Source organism: Maribellus mangrovi, assembly GCF_037646455.1.
Classification (GTDB): Bacteria; Bacteroidota; Bacteroidia; order Bacteroidales; family Prolixibacteraceae; genus Draconibacterium; species Draconibacterium mangrovi_A.
Genome location: NZ_JBBIXN010000001.1, coordinates 1,168,280 through 1,184,646, shown reverse-complemented (window position 1 = coordinate 1,184,646; position 16,367 = coordinate 1,168,280). Strand labels below are relative to the sequence as shown.

The 16,367-nt window shown below is 41.1% G+C and carries 11 protein-coding genes; 8 read left to right on the top strand and 3 right to left on the bottom strand.

Annotated elements, in window-relative coordinates; translation table 11 throughout:
* Positions 1-24 precede the first annotated feature (24 nt).
* From phoR to WFY05_RS04345, 5 genes are all read left to right on the top strand, one after another.
* On the top strand, positions 25-1,797 hold the full coding sequence (gene phoR / locus WFY05_RS04365; protein WP_340111507.1) for a sensor histidine kinase: 1,773 nt from the start codon (positions 25-27) through the stop codon (positions 1,795-1,797).
* A 209-nt stretch (positions 1,798-2,006) separates the two neighbouring features.
* Entirely contained in the window at positions 2,007-4,745 is a 2,739-nt protein-coding gene (locus tag WFY05_RS04360; RefSeq protein WP_340111506.1) for a TonB-dependent receptor, read from the top strand.
* Between the two features lie 36 nt (positions 4,746-4,781).
* A complete protein-coding gene (locus tag WFY05_RS04355; RefSeq protein ID WP_340111505.1) occupies positions 4,782-6,764 on the top strand; it encodes a beta-helix domain-containing protein in 1,983 nt (660 codons plus the stop codon).
* Positions 6,765-7,001: 237 nt separating this feature from the next.
* A complete protein-coding gene (locus tag WFY05_RS04350; RefSeq protein ID WP_340111504.1) occupies positions 7,002-7,460 on the top strand; it encodes a toxin-antitoxin system YwqK family antitoxin in 459 nt (152 codons plus the stop codon).
* 108 nt (positions 7,461-7,568) lie between these two features.
* Entirely contained in the window at positions 7,569-7,916 is a 348-nt protein-coding gene (locus WFY05_RS04345; RefSeq protein WP_340111503.1) for a carboxypeptidase-like regulatory domain-containing protein, read from the top strand.
* Between the two features lie 207 nt (positions 7,917-8,123).
* Here WFY05_RS04345 and WFY05_RS04340 read toward each other — a convergent pair whose 3' ends face one another.
* Together WFY05_RS04340 and WFY05_RS04335 are read right to left on the bottom strand one after the other, a co-directional pair.
* Positions 8,124-8,948: a helix-turn-helix domain-containing protein gene (locus WFY05_RS04340; protein WP_340111502.1), complete on the bottom strand. Its 825-nt coding sequence runs from the start codon at positions 8,946-8,948 to the stop codon at positions 8,124-8,126.
* 171 nt (positions 8,949-9,119) lie between these two features.
* Positions 9,120-9,557, bottom strand: a complete 438-nt coding sequence (locus WFY05_RS04335) for a hypothetical protein (RefSeq protein WP_340111501.1) — start codon at positions 9,555-9,557, stop codon at positions 9,120-9,122.
* Positions 9,558-9,777: 220 nt separating this feature from the next.
* Between WFY05_RS04335 and WFY05_RS04330 the strand changes: the two genes are divergently transcribed.
* From WFY05_RS04330 to WFY05_RS04320, 3 genes are all read left to right on the top strand, one after another.
* Complete coding sequence (locus WFY05_RS04330; RefSeq protein WP_340111500.1) at positions 9,778-10,911, top strand: AAA family ATPase; 1,134 nt, start codon at positions 9,778-9,780, stop codon at positions 10,909-10,911.
* 2 nt (positions 10,912-10,913) lie between these two features.
* Entirely contained in the window at positions 10,914-11,861 is a 948-nt protein-coding gene (gene lplA, locus WFY05_RS04325; RefSeq protein ID WP_340111499.1) for a lipoate--protein ligase, read from the top strand.
* Positions 11,862-11,973: 112 nt separating this feature from the next.
* Positions 11,974-14,781, top strand: a complete 2,808-nt coding sequence (locus WFY05_RS04320) for a DUF5695 domain-containing protein (RefSeq protein WP_340111498.1) — start codon at positions 11,974-11,976, stop codon at positions 14,779-14,781.
* A gap of 78 nt (positions 14,782-14,859) precedes the next feature.
* Here WFY05_RS04320 and WFY05_RS04315 read toward each other — a convergent pair whose 3' ends face one another.
* Entirely contained in the window at positions 14,860-16,233 is a 1,374-nt protein-coding gene (locus WFY05_RS04315; protein ID WP_340111497.1) for a TrpB-like pyridoxal phosphate-dependent enzyme, read from the bottom strand.
* Positions 16,234-16,367: the final 134 nt, after the last annotated feature.

The window sequence follows — 16,367 nt, the reverse complement described above, 5'->3', positions numbered from 1 at the left end:
ACACACAATTAAAAATTTGATACTGTGCCAATTCAGCAATCATTTAGAAGAAAAATATTCTACTATTTCATAGCAGTATTTTTATTGTTTACGGTAGCAATATTGTTGTTTCAGCTGCAGCGGGAGAAAAATTATAAAACCGGCCAGCTTGAAAACACGCTAAAAAACGTAACCGAGGTTACGCACAATTTTATTGAGCATTACGACTTGATGAAAACCGGCAATTTTAGTAAAGCCGATACCCTAAAGGAATTAATTCCGCAAAGTAATATTCGCTTGACCATTATCGATAAGAAAGGTGTTGTCCTGTATGATAGTTTCGTATATGACTACAAGAATATGGAGAACCACTTCGAAAGGCCGGAGATCCAGAAAGCACTCTATTCCGAGGAAGGAGCGAACATAAGGCATTCGGAAACCACTGGTAAAGACTTCTATTATTACGCCCGCAACTATGACGAGTACTTTGTCAGAACTGCCATGCTGTATAATGTTGAGGTAGAAAATTTTCTGAAGGCGGAACGCATGTTCATATTTTTTATCATTGCCATTTTCTTAATTATATGGCTGGTAATTAATGAACTTACAAAGAGGTTATCGATATCGATAACAAAACTGAAAGATTTTGCGATTAAAGCAGGACATAACGAAGCGATAAACGAAGAAGAAGCAAGGTTCCCGGATAATGAATTGGGGGAGATCGGTTCTCAGGTAGTTAAGATTTACAACAATCTGCGAATCGCTAATCAGGAAATTGCACTCGAAAAAGAACGCCTGTCCAATCACATGAATATCCTGAACGAGGGAATCGGATTTTTTAATCCGGCAAGAGAGAAAATGATGGTAAACAGCCATTTCATACAAAACGTGAGTATGATTTCTGATACTTCAACCATTTCAGCCGAAAATGTTTTTTTGATTCCGGAGTTTGAGAAAGTTAATGCGTTTTTAGATGAGAATCTTAAAAAAGAGACTGAGTTTCTGGATCACGAATTGCCACAGATCGAGTTCACGATAAATAAAAACGAAAGGTATTTCAAGATTCAGTGTATCGTTTTTGCCGATAAAAGTTTTGAGGTACTGATAACAGATATTACCCGCCCGGAAAAGCGTCGTTTGCTCAAGCAGCAACTTACATCAAATATTGCGCATGAGCTAAAAACACCACTTTCCTCCATAAAAGGATATTTGGAAACTCTGATGGGTAATTCGAAAATTGACAAAGAAAAACAGCGATATTTTATCGAGCGTGCAAGTGTTCAGGCAGAACGGTTAAATTTGCTCTTGAATGATATTTCGTTGCTGAATAATATTGAAGATGCCGGTGAGCTTTTCGAATTCAAGACAATCAACATTAAGAACATTGTTTCTGATGTGATTGAGAACCTTGAAAACCGACTTTCGGCGAAAAATATTAAGTGCAAGATAAACATCGACAATGAGGTAGAGGTTAACGGAAATGATTCTTTGCTATCCTCCGTTTTTCAAAACCTGATTGAAAACTCCATTAATTATGCCGGCGAGAATATAAAAATTGAAATAAAAAACTACCTGGAAGATAAGAATTACCATTATTTCAGTTACACCGATTCGGGGATTGGAATACCTGAAGAGCACCTGCACAGAATTTTCGAAAGGTTTTATCGGATTGATTCCGGCAGAACCCGTGAATTAGGCGGTACGGGTTTAGGTTTGTCAATTGTTAGAAATGCTATTCAGTTGCACAAGGGCAGTATCTCTGCACGAAACAAACCCAAAGGTGGAATTGAATTTCTATTTACGCTGTCAAAGAGATAATTACAGTTCACAGCATATGGAAAGAGTCTTTAATTAAGTATTAAAGACTCTTTTTTATTTAAAGAAAGATTAAAGAAACACGCGATAAATTACAATTCGATTAAAAATATGTAATCCAAGTTTCATTCATATGTAATTAGGCTGTAACATAAATACGGTTGGTTTGCGGTGGATATTTAAGTATACGATTTTAAACACTGCATATTTTTATGAAACAGCTTATTATTGGAAGCCTGTTACTCATCCAAACAATTTATTCGCTTGCCCAAACCGGAACAATTAAGGGGCAGGTAACCGACGCAAACACCAAAGAGTCTCTAATCGGTACTACCGTAATGTTAAAAGGGACTACTATAGGAACAATCACTGATTTCGATGGAAATTACATCATTCCGAAGGTTGAGACCGGAACGCACACACTGCTTATTTCGTTTATTTCATACGATCCGCAAGAGTTCGAGATTGAAGTAAAAACCAACGAAGAAACCGTAGTGAATGCCGAACTGAAGTCGGCTACCATTGAAGTGGAAGGTGTTGAAGTGGTGGCAAAAGCCAACCGCGAAACCGAAAGCATGTTGCTGCTCGATCAGAAAAACTCATCGGGTATTAAAGAAAGTATCGGATCAAAAAGGCTGTCGAGCCTGGGGGTTTCGGATGCTGCCGGGGCAACTTCAAAAATTTCGGGAGTGACCAAAAACGAAGGATCAGGCGATGTTTATATCCGTGGTCTGGGCGACAGGTACCTGTCGACAACCATGAACGGGCTGCCCATTCCATCCGACGATGTGGAAAAGAAAAACATCGATCTAAACCTGTTCTCAACCGATGTGATCAAAAACGTGGGTATCAATAAAACTTACACGACCGAAGGTTATGCCGATCAGTCATCGGGAAATGTTGATATCAGTTCTAAAACACTGAGTGAAAATATATCACTGAAAGTTTCGGGTGGATCGAACAGCAACATCCTTAGTAATGATGTATTTGGGAATTTTAAATCCACGCAAAACCTAAATGATGCCACAATGGGATTTTACAGTGCTCCGTATACCACGAAAGATGCTTTAAAATACCAGAGCTGGAATACACTGGATCGCAGTTTCCCCATCGACCGAAGTTTCTCCGTTCTTGGCGGTAAAAAATTAAAATTATTTGATAACGATTTTTCTGTATTTGCTACGGTATCGCACTCCAACGAATCGGAATATGAAAAAGGTATTTACAAAAAATACCGTTCAAACGTATTGAATAACTCATTTACCGATGCCGAAAATTATGTGACCGAGTTCAATACAACAGGACTGCTGAACCTGGCTTACGACTTTAATAAAGATCATTCAATCAATTACAACGGTTTGGCTGTATACAAAACCATCGACCAGTTGTACGAACAGGGAAGAAATGGTGAAGGTTATGCCTACGACCAGTTGCCGCAGCAGGAGCAGGCATTTGTTCGCGACCAGAACCTGAAAGAGACACAGATCTTTATTAACCAGTTACTGGGTACACACAACATTACGGAGAAGAACCGCCTGGAGTGGGCTGTGGGTTACAATATGGTAAATGCCGATGAACCCAACCGTATTCGTAACGAAGTAAACATGCTGGATGAAAACACGGTAGGTTTTGCCTACGTAGGCGACTTTCAGCAAAAGAAATCGATGCAGACCATCAGCGACGATGAGTTGAACGGTTACCTGAAAGACATCATCACTTTTGTGGATGAGGATAGCAAAGTGCTGAAGCTCAATTATGGCGGAACTTTTAGAATGAAAGGCAGAGATTTTTATTCGTTACCTTATGGAGTTAGAGCTAAGGACGCGAGAGTCCAATCGATTGATAACCTCGATGAAGCACTTAATAACCTGGATTTGTATGACAGCGGCGAGTTAAGGATTCGCGAGGTAAAGCCCGACTCGTACGACGCTACACTGAATGTTTATGCGGGATTTTTAAATGTTGATTTTGGCAAGGAAAAATTCTCGGGAAATGTGGGTGTGCGTTACGAACGCGACGAATTGAATATTAACTGGGATGTAACCAACTATGTTGGACGTACCGGAAGTTTGGACGAGGTATACGACAATATTTTACCTGCCCTGATGTTGAAATACCAGGCGGGAGAGAATAGTTCTTTCCGTTTTGCGGCAAGTAAAACCATAACTCTTCCTGAGTTTAAGGAATTAGCGCCCTTTGAATATGTTTCCCCCACCGGTCAGGTTACAAAAGGTAATCCTGATCTGGTAAAATCCGACAATTACAATTTCGACCTGAAGTGGGAATTTTTCCCGGACAGAGGCCAGTTGTTTTCGGTAACCGGATTTTATAAAATGATCAACGATCCGATTAACATGGCACAAACCCGCGGATCGTCCGGTAATTTCTACTTTGCCAACACCGGCGAGCGAGCCGATGTTTACGGCCTTGAGGCAGAAGCCCGCTTCGACATCATTAAAGCAGAAACTACCGGTACCCCCGATCTTAACATGACACTGAATGCCACTAAAATGTGGCACAACCAGGATCTCTACGATATTTTTCAGTACAACAGTAAAACCGAAACCGAATTGCAGGGAGCAGCCGGATTTATTTTCAACGGTGCTTTGAGTTATTCGACCAACACCGAGAACGAATTTCAGGCTACCGTAACCGGTAATTATTCATCGGATAAAATACTGGCATTGGGAGCTCCTGAAGACTATGCCAACAGTGCAACCTTGTTCAACAACGAAATTATCGAGAAAGGTTTTGCGACGGTTGATCTGGTTTTGAGCAAAGTGATCAACGAAACCTTTGAGTTGAAATTCTCAGCAAAGAATCTGTTGAATCCAAAAATTGAACAGACACAGGAAATCAAACCGCTGTCGAGTGAAGCATTCACCGACGTGGTAAGTTCTTATAAAAAGGGCATCAGCTTTGGGCTGGAGCTCAAGATTAACTTGAATTAAAAAATTAACGGAACGTATAATTTAAATCGTATTAAAATGAAAAAAGCAATTTTTAAAATTTTAGGTCTTGCTTTCTTGGCAGTATCAGTATTTACAAGCTGTGATAATGGAAATGATCCTACACCGGATCCATCTCCTGAAGTAATCACGAACCTTGAAAACGGTATTATGGACGGAACGCTGGAAGAGAACTACACTCTGAGCGCTAGCATGTCGTATAATCTTACCGGTTCTTTTATCGTATCCGACGGGGTTACACTGACCATCCCTGCAGGTACAAACATTATTGCCGATAACGGTGGTACCGACGTGTACATCGCTGTTTTGATGGGGGGTAAAATCATGATCAACGGTACTTCAAGCAGTCCTGTTGTAATGTCTTCACCAAATGCCAATCCGGGCGACTGGGGTGGTTTAACTCTTTGTGGTAAAGCCATAACTACAGCAGGTGTAAATGCTGAAGCTGAAGTAGGTGGATTTATTTATGGAGGTGATGATGACGGTGATTCATCGGGATCGATCACTTACCTGGTTATTAAAGGAACCGGGGCACAGATCAACGAAGAATCGCAATACAACGGTGTTTCGTGTTACGCCCTGGGATCAGGAACAACACTCGAGAACATTGCTGTAATCAACGGTTCTGATGATGGTATCGAATTTTTTGGAGGAACGGTTTCAGTTACGAACATGTTCCTGCAAAATAACGAAGATGACGCTATCGACTGGACAGAAGGTTGGAGCGGAACCGTGAACAACGCCTATGTTGAGCACACAATCGAAGGTTTCTCTACCGTAATTGAGGGAGATAAAGACAATATGAATCCAAAAATCAACAACCTTACTGCCGTTTCAACAACCGGAGGTACTGCTTTACAGTTCAAAAAAGAATCTGGTATGACCATTACAGGTTTGTCGTTGAGTGGTTATACCGTTAGTATCGATATGAAAGACGATGGTCCTTTATCGAACGTAATTATTGATGGCGAAACTGCCGATCCTACAAAATCATACAACGCTCCTGCCACGGTTGATCCAAATGGTTGGGAATGGGTTGATGCTGAACTGGCTGAAATTGTAGAATTGAATGGTAATGTTGAAGGTGATGTAACACTTGATGCCAGCAAAACTTACCGTTTAACCGGTTCTTACATTGTTCAGGACGGTGCTTCACTGACCATTCCTGCAGGAACAAAAATCCATGCCGACAACGGTGGTACAGATGTGTATATCGCCGTTTTAATGGGTGGTAAAATCTACATTAACGGAACGGAAAGTGATCCTGTAGTAATTGCATCAGACCTGAGCCAGCCCGGCGACTGGGGTGGTTTAACCATTTGTGGTAGAGGTATTACAACCGCCGGAGAAAACGCTGAAGCCGAAGTTGGCGGATTCATTTACGGCGGAACCGACAACGCTGATAATTCAGGCTCGGTAACCAACCTCGTAATTCGCGGAACCGGAGCTCAGATCAATGAAGAATCGCAATACAACGGTGTTTCATTGTACTCTGTTGGATCAGGAACAACGTTCGAGAACATTGCCATTTTCGATGGATCTGATGATGGTATCGAGTTCTTTGGTGGTGCTGCAACAGTAACAAATATTTATGTTGAAAACTGCGAAGACGATGCCATCGACTGGACAGAAGGTTGGAGCGGTGGAATCACCAACACTTATGTATCGCACACTATCGCAGGTTTCTCAACTGTTTTTGAAGGCGATAAAGACAACAATAATCCAACATTCACTAATGTAACTGCTATTTCAACAGTAGACGGAACAGGTTTGCAATTCAAGAAAGAGTCAGGTGCTACAATTACAAGCTTGCACCTTGAAGGTTATGCAATTGATCTGGACATGAAAGATTCAGGTGCATTATCGAATGTACAAATTGATGGTGCTGATCCGGATGCAACTTTAATGGATGGCGAAACCAGCAAATACACCCTGAATTCGGGAAAAGATGCTGACGCAATTGATATTTCAGGCTGGACCTGGATTGAAGCAGGACTCTAACTGAATAGAGAAATTGTCGCTTGTGTTTTAAATGAAACTCAAAAGAAAAAGCATAACAAATGCAGTGTTTAAGAACAGTTGGTTTTGACTAACTGGAAAGCTCCGGGAATTTATCCGGGGCTTTCATCTTAAACAGTTTAGAATTGGCAGTCAAAAAAACAATTAAATTTGATGATAAAGATCCTGGTCATACCGTTTAGAAGACAGATCAGACTGCTTGAATTAAAATTTTTAAACATGAAAAAAATAATAACACTGATTTTTATTCTGATGTCATTTATAGTTTCTGTGAATGCTCAGACAGTGAAAGAAGTAGACGGAATCTATTACCAGGGTGCAGATAAATTTACAGGCAAGTATGCCACCTATTACGAGAATGGAAATTTAAAGCAGGAATTACAAATAAAGGATGGATTGAAGCACGGAAAAATCCGCATTTACTTTGAGAATGGCCAGCTTAATGAAGTCCGTTCTTATAAAATGAATCAAATGCATGGCAAATGGATCATGTATAATGATCATGGTATAAAAACCTCCGTTGCCAGGTACAAAAATGGCGAGAAGGATGGGAAATGGCGTATCTGGAATGATTATGGCAACCTGCTATACGAATTACAATACGACATGGGCCAGAAAACAGGTGTATGGAAAAAGTACGATGAGCAGGGAAATCTGATCAGTGTCCGGGAATATTAATAGTCTTTTTTATCCCGGATTCCGATTTAATAAAAGTGTAATAATTCTTTAATTACCCCGTAATAGCCATTCTCTACTTTTACACTAACAATCAACAGTTAGAATACCATGAAAAACGTAATGATGATCGCCTGGATGTTACTCGTAGTAATAGCTGTACAGGCAAAGGATAACGAATCAAAAGTAAAGGATACTGATGGTCAGGCAACAATGATGCTTTCGGGATCAGTTGTTGACGAACAGTCCGGAGAATCCTTGGTGGGTGTTGAAGTTAAATTAGCAGGTACCGACAAAAAAACGTACACTGATTTTGACGGTAACTTTAACTTCGAAAACATTAAACCCGGAGAGTACAAATTAGAGACAAGTTATATCTCCTATCAGCAAAAGGCTGAAGAACTCACCATCAATACTAACGAAAACAAGATTAAAATAAAACTGCAGTCTTCGAATTAATTGCGAATTACTGCAGTCACTTAAGATTGAATCCGCCTCTGAGAGCAGGGGCGGTTTTCATCGTAATACGGTAGTCTCCTTTCTAAATGTTATCCGACAAATAAGGGATAAAATTTTATATCCAAGCAGTAGACCATGCATCAGATGATGTGTGGTTTTTTTTATGTTGTTGAATTTGCCTAACCAAAGTAACAGTTTCACGATAGCTCAGAGATTGAGAATCTCTTTTCTCGATTTAACTTTCAGTTTAGAAAATATACTGTTAACATGCGATTTTACTGTACTAAGGCTAATGTTTAATTCATCAGATATTTCTTTGTTCGTTTTTCCTTTTTGCAAGTGGGTGAAAATGTTTCTTTCCTGAACCGTTAAGGCTTGAATCGGATTTTGCGATTTTACCATCCTTCTTTTTTCGAATAAGTACATTAAAACAATACCAAGCATTAAGCCCAGGAATCCGTATAGCATTCCAAGGTTGTGATCGGCTTTTACCGGAATTTTATTGCGAAATTCAGTAAAATAAGAAGACTTTTCTTTTTTCCATTTCTTCAAAAAACGTATGTAAAATTCGGGATTAGTGTTGATGTCAGGTTCGAAGTTACTTTGATAAATGGAATACAATGCCACCAAAGGATAAGAACTGGTATCGGCAAACAGGCGGAGCTTTTCATCGAGGGCATTTTCCACGAACTCCCGCTTTAAAGGAGAACCGCTAAAATTAGCGGTGTCGACAAAAAGCACCATTTTATCGATTTCATTTAGCTGTCGGCTTTGAGGTGAATTTTTTATTTCAACTTTTCCGAAAATACTCCCTGCATCACTATTTTTGATTGACATGGCCGATTCTTTATTAGCAATCAGGAAAATATGATTTTCATCCTTGCCTCCAATGATTAACGAGGCGGGAGGATCGCCTTTCTTTGAAATGTGCAGGCGGTACAAATGATACTCTATGGGAAGATAACTGGTCTCAAACGAAAAGTTTCCGTTTTTTTCGATTTCAGCCTGATCGATAATCATTTGATTCGACATAGCGTTTGTTTGGTCGAACGCTGGAATCAAAGAAAGGTATACAATCCGGCTCCAGGTGGAATCTAAGCTAAGTTTACCTGTTATTCCGGATTGAGCAGATATTTGGCTTGATATTATAATTGAACAAATACCAGCCAATAACAATCGGCGATTAGAATTCAACATTACCGACTATTTGTTGGAAGTTTTTATAACTAAATCTTGAGAAAAATCGATTGCAACCTTCCCCACTGCATTTTTAGGTATTATTTTAATTTTCCAATCACCTAATTCAGGATTTTCAATCAGTTTGCTTATTTGGCCATTAACAGTCTCTTGCGAGTGGTCCGATTGTATCTCGCAACCAACGGAGAAATTTCCCTGTTTTTTCCCCTTTGGATTATAAATTTCTATCGTTACTTCTCCACCGCGAACCATACTATTAATCCTGAGATTAAACCGACATTCTTTTTCATTCATTTCAATTTTCACCTCCTTCGTTTGAGATTCATTTTTTAAATCAATGTTTCGATGAATATTGAAACTTGTTCTTTCTTGTGCCAGAGTAGAAACGGAGTAAAGTAAAAAGAGAATAAGAATTGATAAGTTTGCTGGAAATGATTTTTTCATGATTTAAAAATTAATGATTTGACGAAACAAATCTATTGGAAGCAAATCGTTTAGTTAAATTTCTTTGGTTTGAAATAAGAACGAAGAAAGTTGGAAAAAATGTTGAGGAACCCTCTTTTCTTGTGTATTTTAACTGATGCCGACATTTTATTTAAAAATATGTAACATTTTGTAACTTACATTTTGTAACTTACATTTTGTAACTTATATTTTGCGAGTCATGAAGTTTAAAAATCCATCAACCCCCTTTCCATCGGTTGGATATTTTGGCCCCGAATATTTCTGCGACAGGAAAGTTGAAACTGAGACGTTAATCAAAAATATTGAAGGAGGGCTTTCAACTACGCTTGTGGCAATTCGGCGAATTGGCAAAACAGGATTAATAAAACATGTGCAATATCTTTTACACGACAAATACATTTGTATTTACGCCGATATTTTACCCACCGAGACCGGCATCGATTTCCTTAATACCCTTGCATCCGCAATTCTGAATTCAGTTCCGGAGAAAACCGGGTTGGGACAAAAAATCTGGAGTTTTATTAAATCGCTTCGGCCCGTCATCACGTTCGACAAATTATCGGGTGAGCCTAATGTTTCGTTTAATATACAACCTAAGGAAACCACTCATCAGATTGAAAACCTGTTTGAATTTCTGGAACAACAGGACAGACGTGTGATATTTGCTGTCGATGAATTTCAGCAAATCCTCGACTATCCTGAAAAATCGATGGAAGCCTGGCTGAGAACAACAATTCAGCAGCTTCAAAATGTCATTTTTATTTATTCGGGAAGTCAGCCACACTTGATGAATGAGATGTTTGCAAACCCGTCAAATCCATTTTTCAGAAGTACGGTGCTACTTCCGTTAGAGAAAATAAATTTTGAATCGTATCAAGCGTACATCATTCAGAAATTTAAAGATTCTAAAAAGGAAATCGAGTCACAGGTTGCTGCCGAAATGTTAGACTGGACAACCGGGCATACATATTTTGTGCAACTTTTATGCAATCGTGTTTTTATTGGTTCAAAACGAGTAGTAACTACAGAAGTGTGGCAAAACGAGGCATTAAAACTGCTAAAGGAGCAAGAAATAATTTTTTTAGGATACCGGGATAATCTAACTCGCGAGCAATGGAAGCTACTTAAAGCAATTGCACAAGCAGGTAAAGCTTATTCGATAACATCAAAAAGTTTTATCCGGGAATATGCACTTGGAAGTTCAGCAACTATAATACGCTCAGTAAATTCTTTGGAGAAAAAGAGCTTTATTTACATGCAGTATGATGCTGAAGGAAACCGCTTTTACAGCGTTTATGATGTGCTTTTTCAACGTTGGATTCAAAATTTGTAACCATGATCTGCATTCAATTAAGAAACACGAACCCGTTTTTTTGTCTGGCTGCCGAAGAATACCTGCTAAAAAGTTTCTCGGAAGATATTTTTATGCTGTGGCAAAGTGAGAATACGGTGGTGGTGGGCAAACATCAGAATGCCCTGGGCGAGATCAATTACCCATTTGTGCGCGGGAATGAAATAACGGTGGCTCGTCGTATTTCGGGTGGTGGCACTGTTTTTCACGATGCAGGAAACGTCAACTTCAGCTTTATAAAAAACGTCAGCAGCCCGGCGGAGATCAGTTTTAGAATGTTTACCAAACCGGTGGTTGAAGCCTTGTCGAAGCTGGGGGTTCTGGCCACAACCTCAGGACGGAATGACCTGCTGATCGAAGGCTTGAAAATATCGGGGAATGCAGAGCACGTATACAAAAACCGGGTGCTGCATCACGGAACGCTGCTTTTTGATTCCGATCTCGAAAACCTTGGACAGGCGATAAAAGTCGTTCCCGGGAAATACGAAGGTAAAGCCGTTCAATCCAACAGAAGCAAAGTGGCCAACATTTCTCCCTTCTTGCCCAAAGCGATGAAGATTGATGAATTTGTCGATTTTCTGATCCGCGTTCAGATTCAAAAAGAAGGGAACAGCATGTATGAGCTTACCCAGGCGGATATTGAAATCGTTTCGAATCTGGCGCAGGAAAAATTTGTTACCTGGGACTGGAGTTATGGTTATTCACCCAAATATACCTTCAACAATAAAGTTGAAATTGATGGTAAGATCCTGAATGTTTTTCTGGAGGTGAAGAAAGGAATTATCCGGGACGCCAACCTCGAAGGAAACTATTTTGTGGAGCCGTTTACTACTGAATTATCGGCGCTGTTAGTTGACAAACGGCATTTTTATGAAGACATTCAGACCGTACTTAAAACAGATAACGAAGCCTTGATCTACGCTTTCTTCTGATTGAATTTTTAATAATTGCAGACTATTGAAACTGAAAGTGCAACATTTCTAAACAATAGTGTAAGTTCTTCGTGCCGAGTTTTTATAACTTGAACCTTCAAAATCAAATACCATGGGCCGATCCTTCTTGTTTGTTGCAGTTCTTCTCCCTCTTTTTTCGTGTCTTAGCTTAAAGTCGTTTGCCGGAAACTCGGACACCGTAAAAATCAGTAACAATGAATTTGTAATTAAAGCCCAAAAGTATGGTTTGTCGGAACTGAAAAGAACAAACGATATTTACCCTACAAATTACATCAGCAGACGAGGGCAACTGGGCGATGTTACAGTGAGATATATCTACAATAAAAAGCTCGATTCGCTTCGGGCTTCGGTAAACGGGAGTACGGAAATTTTTAAAGATGGCGAACCTGTTTATTCCTGGAGTATTGCCGATGAAGATCAAAAAGCCCTGAAATTGGAACAGGATTTTCTTCTTGAAGAAGGACAACTTGTTTGGAGAATTAAATTAACAAACACCGCAAAGTCGGCCATTCGAATAGAAGATCTGGTCGTTCCTGTTGCCTATCAGCGCCCTTACGGCGAAAATCCCCAAAAGATATTTGAAATGAGCGCTATCAAGCATCACCATATTGCCGGTGATAACTCGTTCTTTTATTTTGAGCGACCAACGGGTGTTGCACCTTACCTGCTTATGGTTCCGCAACAAAGTACTTCGTTGGAATACTGGACAACGGCATCGCATGTCCGTGCCGAAAGAGGCACTTTTAAGGCATTCATTCATTCTTCCTACACCGGAAACAGGGAGCAGCGTGGAGCATGGAGACAATATCATACTTCGGAATTAGTTGCACCCAATGAAACCCGGTCTTACGGATTTAAATTCCGCTGGGCCGATAATTATGATCAGATCCGCGATATCCTGGTCGAAGAAGGATTGATCGACGTGGAAGTAATGCCGGGGATGACGGTACCGACTGACCTGAGCGCTAAAATTGCTTTGCGCACCAAACAGCCGATTAACAGCATTGAACCCGAATTTGGTGGAGGCGAAACCAACATAAAGTTCCTGGGCAAAAAAAAGGATGACACCAACATTTACGAGATAAAGTTTAAGCATCTGGGTGAAAACAAACTGGTTATTAATTACGGCGATAATTTAAAAACGCAACTGGAGTTTTTTGTTACCGAGCCGCTGGAAACCTTATATAAAAAGCGCGCAGCCTTTATTGTAAATCGTCAGCAGCACCGCGATTCTACAAAGTGGTACGACGGATTATTTGGCGTTTACGATATGAAAAACGCCGAATTACGTGGCCCTGACAATGCAGATTATTTAGATACCAGTCGCTTAAGTTATATACTTACCTGCGACGATCCGAGCTTGTGCAAAGCTCCGTTTCTTGCGTCTAAAAATGTAGTTTATCCTAATAAAGAAGAAATTGAAGCCGTTGAATATTACATCGAAAATTTTGTATGGGGAGGTCTTCAACGAACCGATCAGGAAGAGCCATATCCGTATGGAGTTTATGGTGCGCCAAACTGGTTGGTAAATCGCAACCAAAGAGCCCGCGAAGCAAAAACAGAAGATCCGTATCGTTTTAAAATGCATGTGTGGCGTTCCTACGATTATCCGCACATCATGATGATGTATTATCACATGTACCAGATCGCTTCCATGTATCCGCAACTCACGAAATTTCGCGATGCCGATGGCTACCTAAAATTGGCTACCGAGACCGCAAAAGCCTATTTTATTTATCCGTACGAAATTCTTCCCTGGTACGAAACCTACAAGTGGGGATGTTACAACGAGCTCCTGATTCCGGAGCTTATTGAGGTATTGGAAGAAAAGAGTTTTGAAGAAGACGCCTCGTTTTTAAGAAATGAATGGGAGAAAAAAGTGAAGTATTTTATTTACGATGATGAGTACCCGTTCCGTTCGGAATATGCGGTTGATGCTACTGCTTTCGAATCGAGTTATGCCCTGGCAAAATACGGAGTGCTGAATGAAATGGAACCCGACTCGAATTTGTGGTTCGATAAAAACCTGAAACGTTGGTATTCGCATCCGGTTATCAGAAAAGAGGATGCTGTCGATTTTATGGTGCGCCAGAATGAGGCGAACATTGCACAACGGGGAAGCATAGAACCGGCTTACTATTTTTTAGGAAGCGATTACAGGGGGAGAAGTGATAAATATGTACTCGATTACATGGCGCAAATGGGCGGCTGGTCGATACTGGATTATGGCTTGTATTTTTCCGATTCGCCGGGAGCCGATATCCGTTTGGGGTATCAATCGTATTTAAGTTCGTTTGCATTGATCAATTCAGGAACACCCGAAACAAATTACGGATTCTGGTTTCCCGGGAAAGAGAATGACGGTGCGTCGGGCTGGGCGTTTGAGCCTCAAAAGTATACGCGAAACTGGATGCAAAAAACGCAGGGCAGAGGGCCGTGGTCATACGATGGGGAAATCGACCTTGGATATTGCGGAGCTTTGCGAACTGCTGCAACTGTAGTTTCCAACGATGAGGTATTTGGCATGGTGGCCTATGGTGGGGAACTGCAAAAAGACGGCGAAAAATACAGCGTCATTCCAAAAGACGGCTTGCGTCAGAAACTCTATTTCAGGGACAATGACCGAAAATTTGATGTTATTCTGAAACAGGATGGTTTTCAAAAAGATCAAGCCATTCAATTTAATAAGGACGGTGAAAGCATTGAGTTTTTGGTGGAAAACCGCAGCGGCGAAGCGCATCAACTTTCAGTAGAAATCAATGGTTTGAAAGGAGATTATTTAGTTGAAGCCGGAGAAAACTGGTCGGAAACGGTCTTTCTGGATGAAAATGCCGTTTTGAGTTTGCCCGTTTCAGGTGATACATCTTCCCTAATAAAACTTAGCCGAAAACCTAGATAATCTTCACAGGATCCTACAAAAAAAGCGCGCTACAAAACTGTAGCGCGCCAATTCTCATATTCTTATATTCCAATCTTCCTACTTTGGCAGAGGGTATCCTTCTAGTTTTTTCAGGTTCTCGGCAATTTCCGATTCCGGGTATTCGTAATCGTGTAATTCGCCGGCCAGGTATTTATTGTAACCTACAAGGTCCATCAATCCGTGTCCGCTAAAGTTGAAAAGGATTGTTTTCTCCTTGCCTTCTTCTTTCGCCTTTTTAGCTTCGCGAATGGTAGCGGCAATAGCGTGAGTGGTTTCCGGTGCAGGAATAATTCCTTCGGTTTTTGCAAACAACAATCCGGCTTCGAAACATTCACTTTGGTGAACAGCAATCGCATCCATTAATCCGTCGCGCAGAGCAGCACTTACCAGCGGCGCCATTCCGTGATAACGCAAACCTCCGGCATGTATCGGAGCAGGAATAAAGTTATGCCCCAGGCTGTTCATGGCCAGCAGCGGAGTCATTTGTGCCACATCGCCGTTATCGTAAATAAACGGCGCTTTGGTAAGGGTCGGGCAGCTAAACGGTTCTGCTCCGATCACCTGAATGTCGGCACCGTTGATCTTGTCGTAAATAAACGGGAACGATAGTCCTGCAAAGTTACTTCCACCGCCACAGCAGCCAATAACCACATCCGGCTTGTCGATACCGACTTTAGCCAGCTGTTTTTTGGCTTCGAGTCCAATAACGGTTTGGTGCAGCATTACGTGGTTCAAAACCGAACCCAGCGAATAACGTGTCTCACCGCTTGGATCAGTTACTGCGGCTTCCACCGCCTCCGAAATGGCAATTCCCAAACTACCGGGAGTATCGGGGAATTTGGCCAGAATATCGCGTCCGGCCTGTGTTTCTGTACTTGGACTCGCAATACATTTTCCGCCCCAGGTTTCCATCATCATTTTACGAAAAGGTTTCTGGTCGAAACTTACGCGAACCATAAATACTTTTACTTCCAACCCGATTTGGGCAGCAGCAAACGAAAGTGCCGATCCCCACTGTCCGGCTCCCGTTTCGGTGGTCAGCTTTTTAATCCCGAACTGTTTATTGTACCAGGCCTGAGCAACTGCCGTATTTGGCTTGTGACTACCGGCAGGCGAAACGCCTTCGTTTTTGTAATAAATTTTTGCCGGTGTTCCGAGTGCTTCCTCCAGCTCGTAGGCACGGATAAGCGGACTTGGACGCCACTGGATCAAAATGTCGCGAATACCGTCGGGAATATCGATCCAACGCTCCTGGCTTACTTCCTGTTCTACTAAATTCATTGGGAAAACCGGGGCCAGCATATCCGGATTCACCGGATTTCCGTCCGGTCCGAGTGGCGGATTTAGAGGTGTTGGCAGGTCGGGTGCCAGGTTATACCATTGCTTCGGAAATTCCGACTCTTCTAAAAAAATCTTTTTTTGTCTGGTCATGATTGTCTATTTTTTTGGTTGATATTTTTGTATTAGAGCTATTGCTCGGGATTCCTCACTTTGCTCAGAATCTTTTACTTCTATCCCATTCAATATTTCAACAAAAAAGGGACCTGCTGCATACACAACAAATC

Bases quoted from the DNA above. Each gene is read 5' to 3' on its own strand.
- WFY05_RS04355 (WP_340111505.1), top strand. From the start codon at position 4,782: ATGAAAAAAGCAATTTTTAAAATTTTAGGTCTTGCTTTCTTGGCAGTA.
- WFY05_RS04330 (WP_340111500.1), top strand. From the start codon at position 9,778: ATGAAGTTTAAAAATCCATCAACCCCCTTTCCATCGGTTGGATATTTT.
- WFY05_RS04335 (WP_340111501.1), bottom strand. From the start codon at position 9,557: ATGAAAAAATCATTTCCAGCAAACTTATCAATTCTTATTCTCTTTTTA.
- WFY05_RS04315 (WP_340111497.1), bottom strand. From the start codon at position 16,233: ATGACCAGACAAAAAAAGATTTTTTTAGAAGAGTCGGAATTTCCGAAG.
- WFY05_RS04320 (WP_340111498.1), top strand. From the start codon at position 11,974: ATGGGCCGATCCTTCTTGTTTGTTGCAGTTCTTCTCCCTCTTTTTTCG.
- WFY05_RS04360 (WP_340111506.1), top strand. From the start codon at position 2,007: ATGAAACAGCTTATTATTGGAAGCCTGTTACTCATCCAAACAATTTAT.
- WFY05_RS04350 (WP_340111504.1), top strand. From the start codon at position 7,002: ATGAAAAAAATAATAACACTGATTTTTATTCTGATGTCATTTATAGTT.
- lplA (WP_340111499.1), top strand. From the start codon at position 10,914: ATGATCTGCATTCAATTAAGAAACACGAACCCGTTTTTTTGTCTGGCT.
- WFY05_RS04340 (WP_340111502.1), bottom strand. From the start codon at position 8,948: ATGTCGAATCAAATGATTATCGATCAGGCTGAAATCGAAAAAAACGGA.
- WFY05_RS04345 (WP_340111503.1), top strand. From the start codon at position 7,569: ATGAAAAACGTAATGATGATCGCCTGGATGTTACTCGTAGTAATAGCT.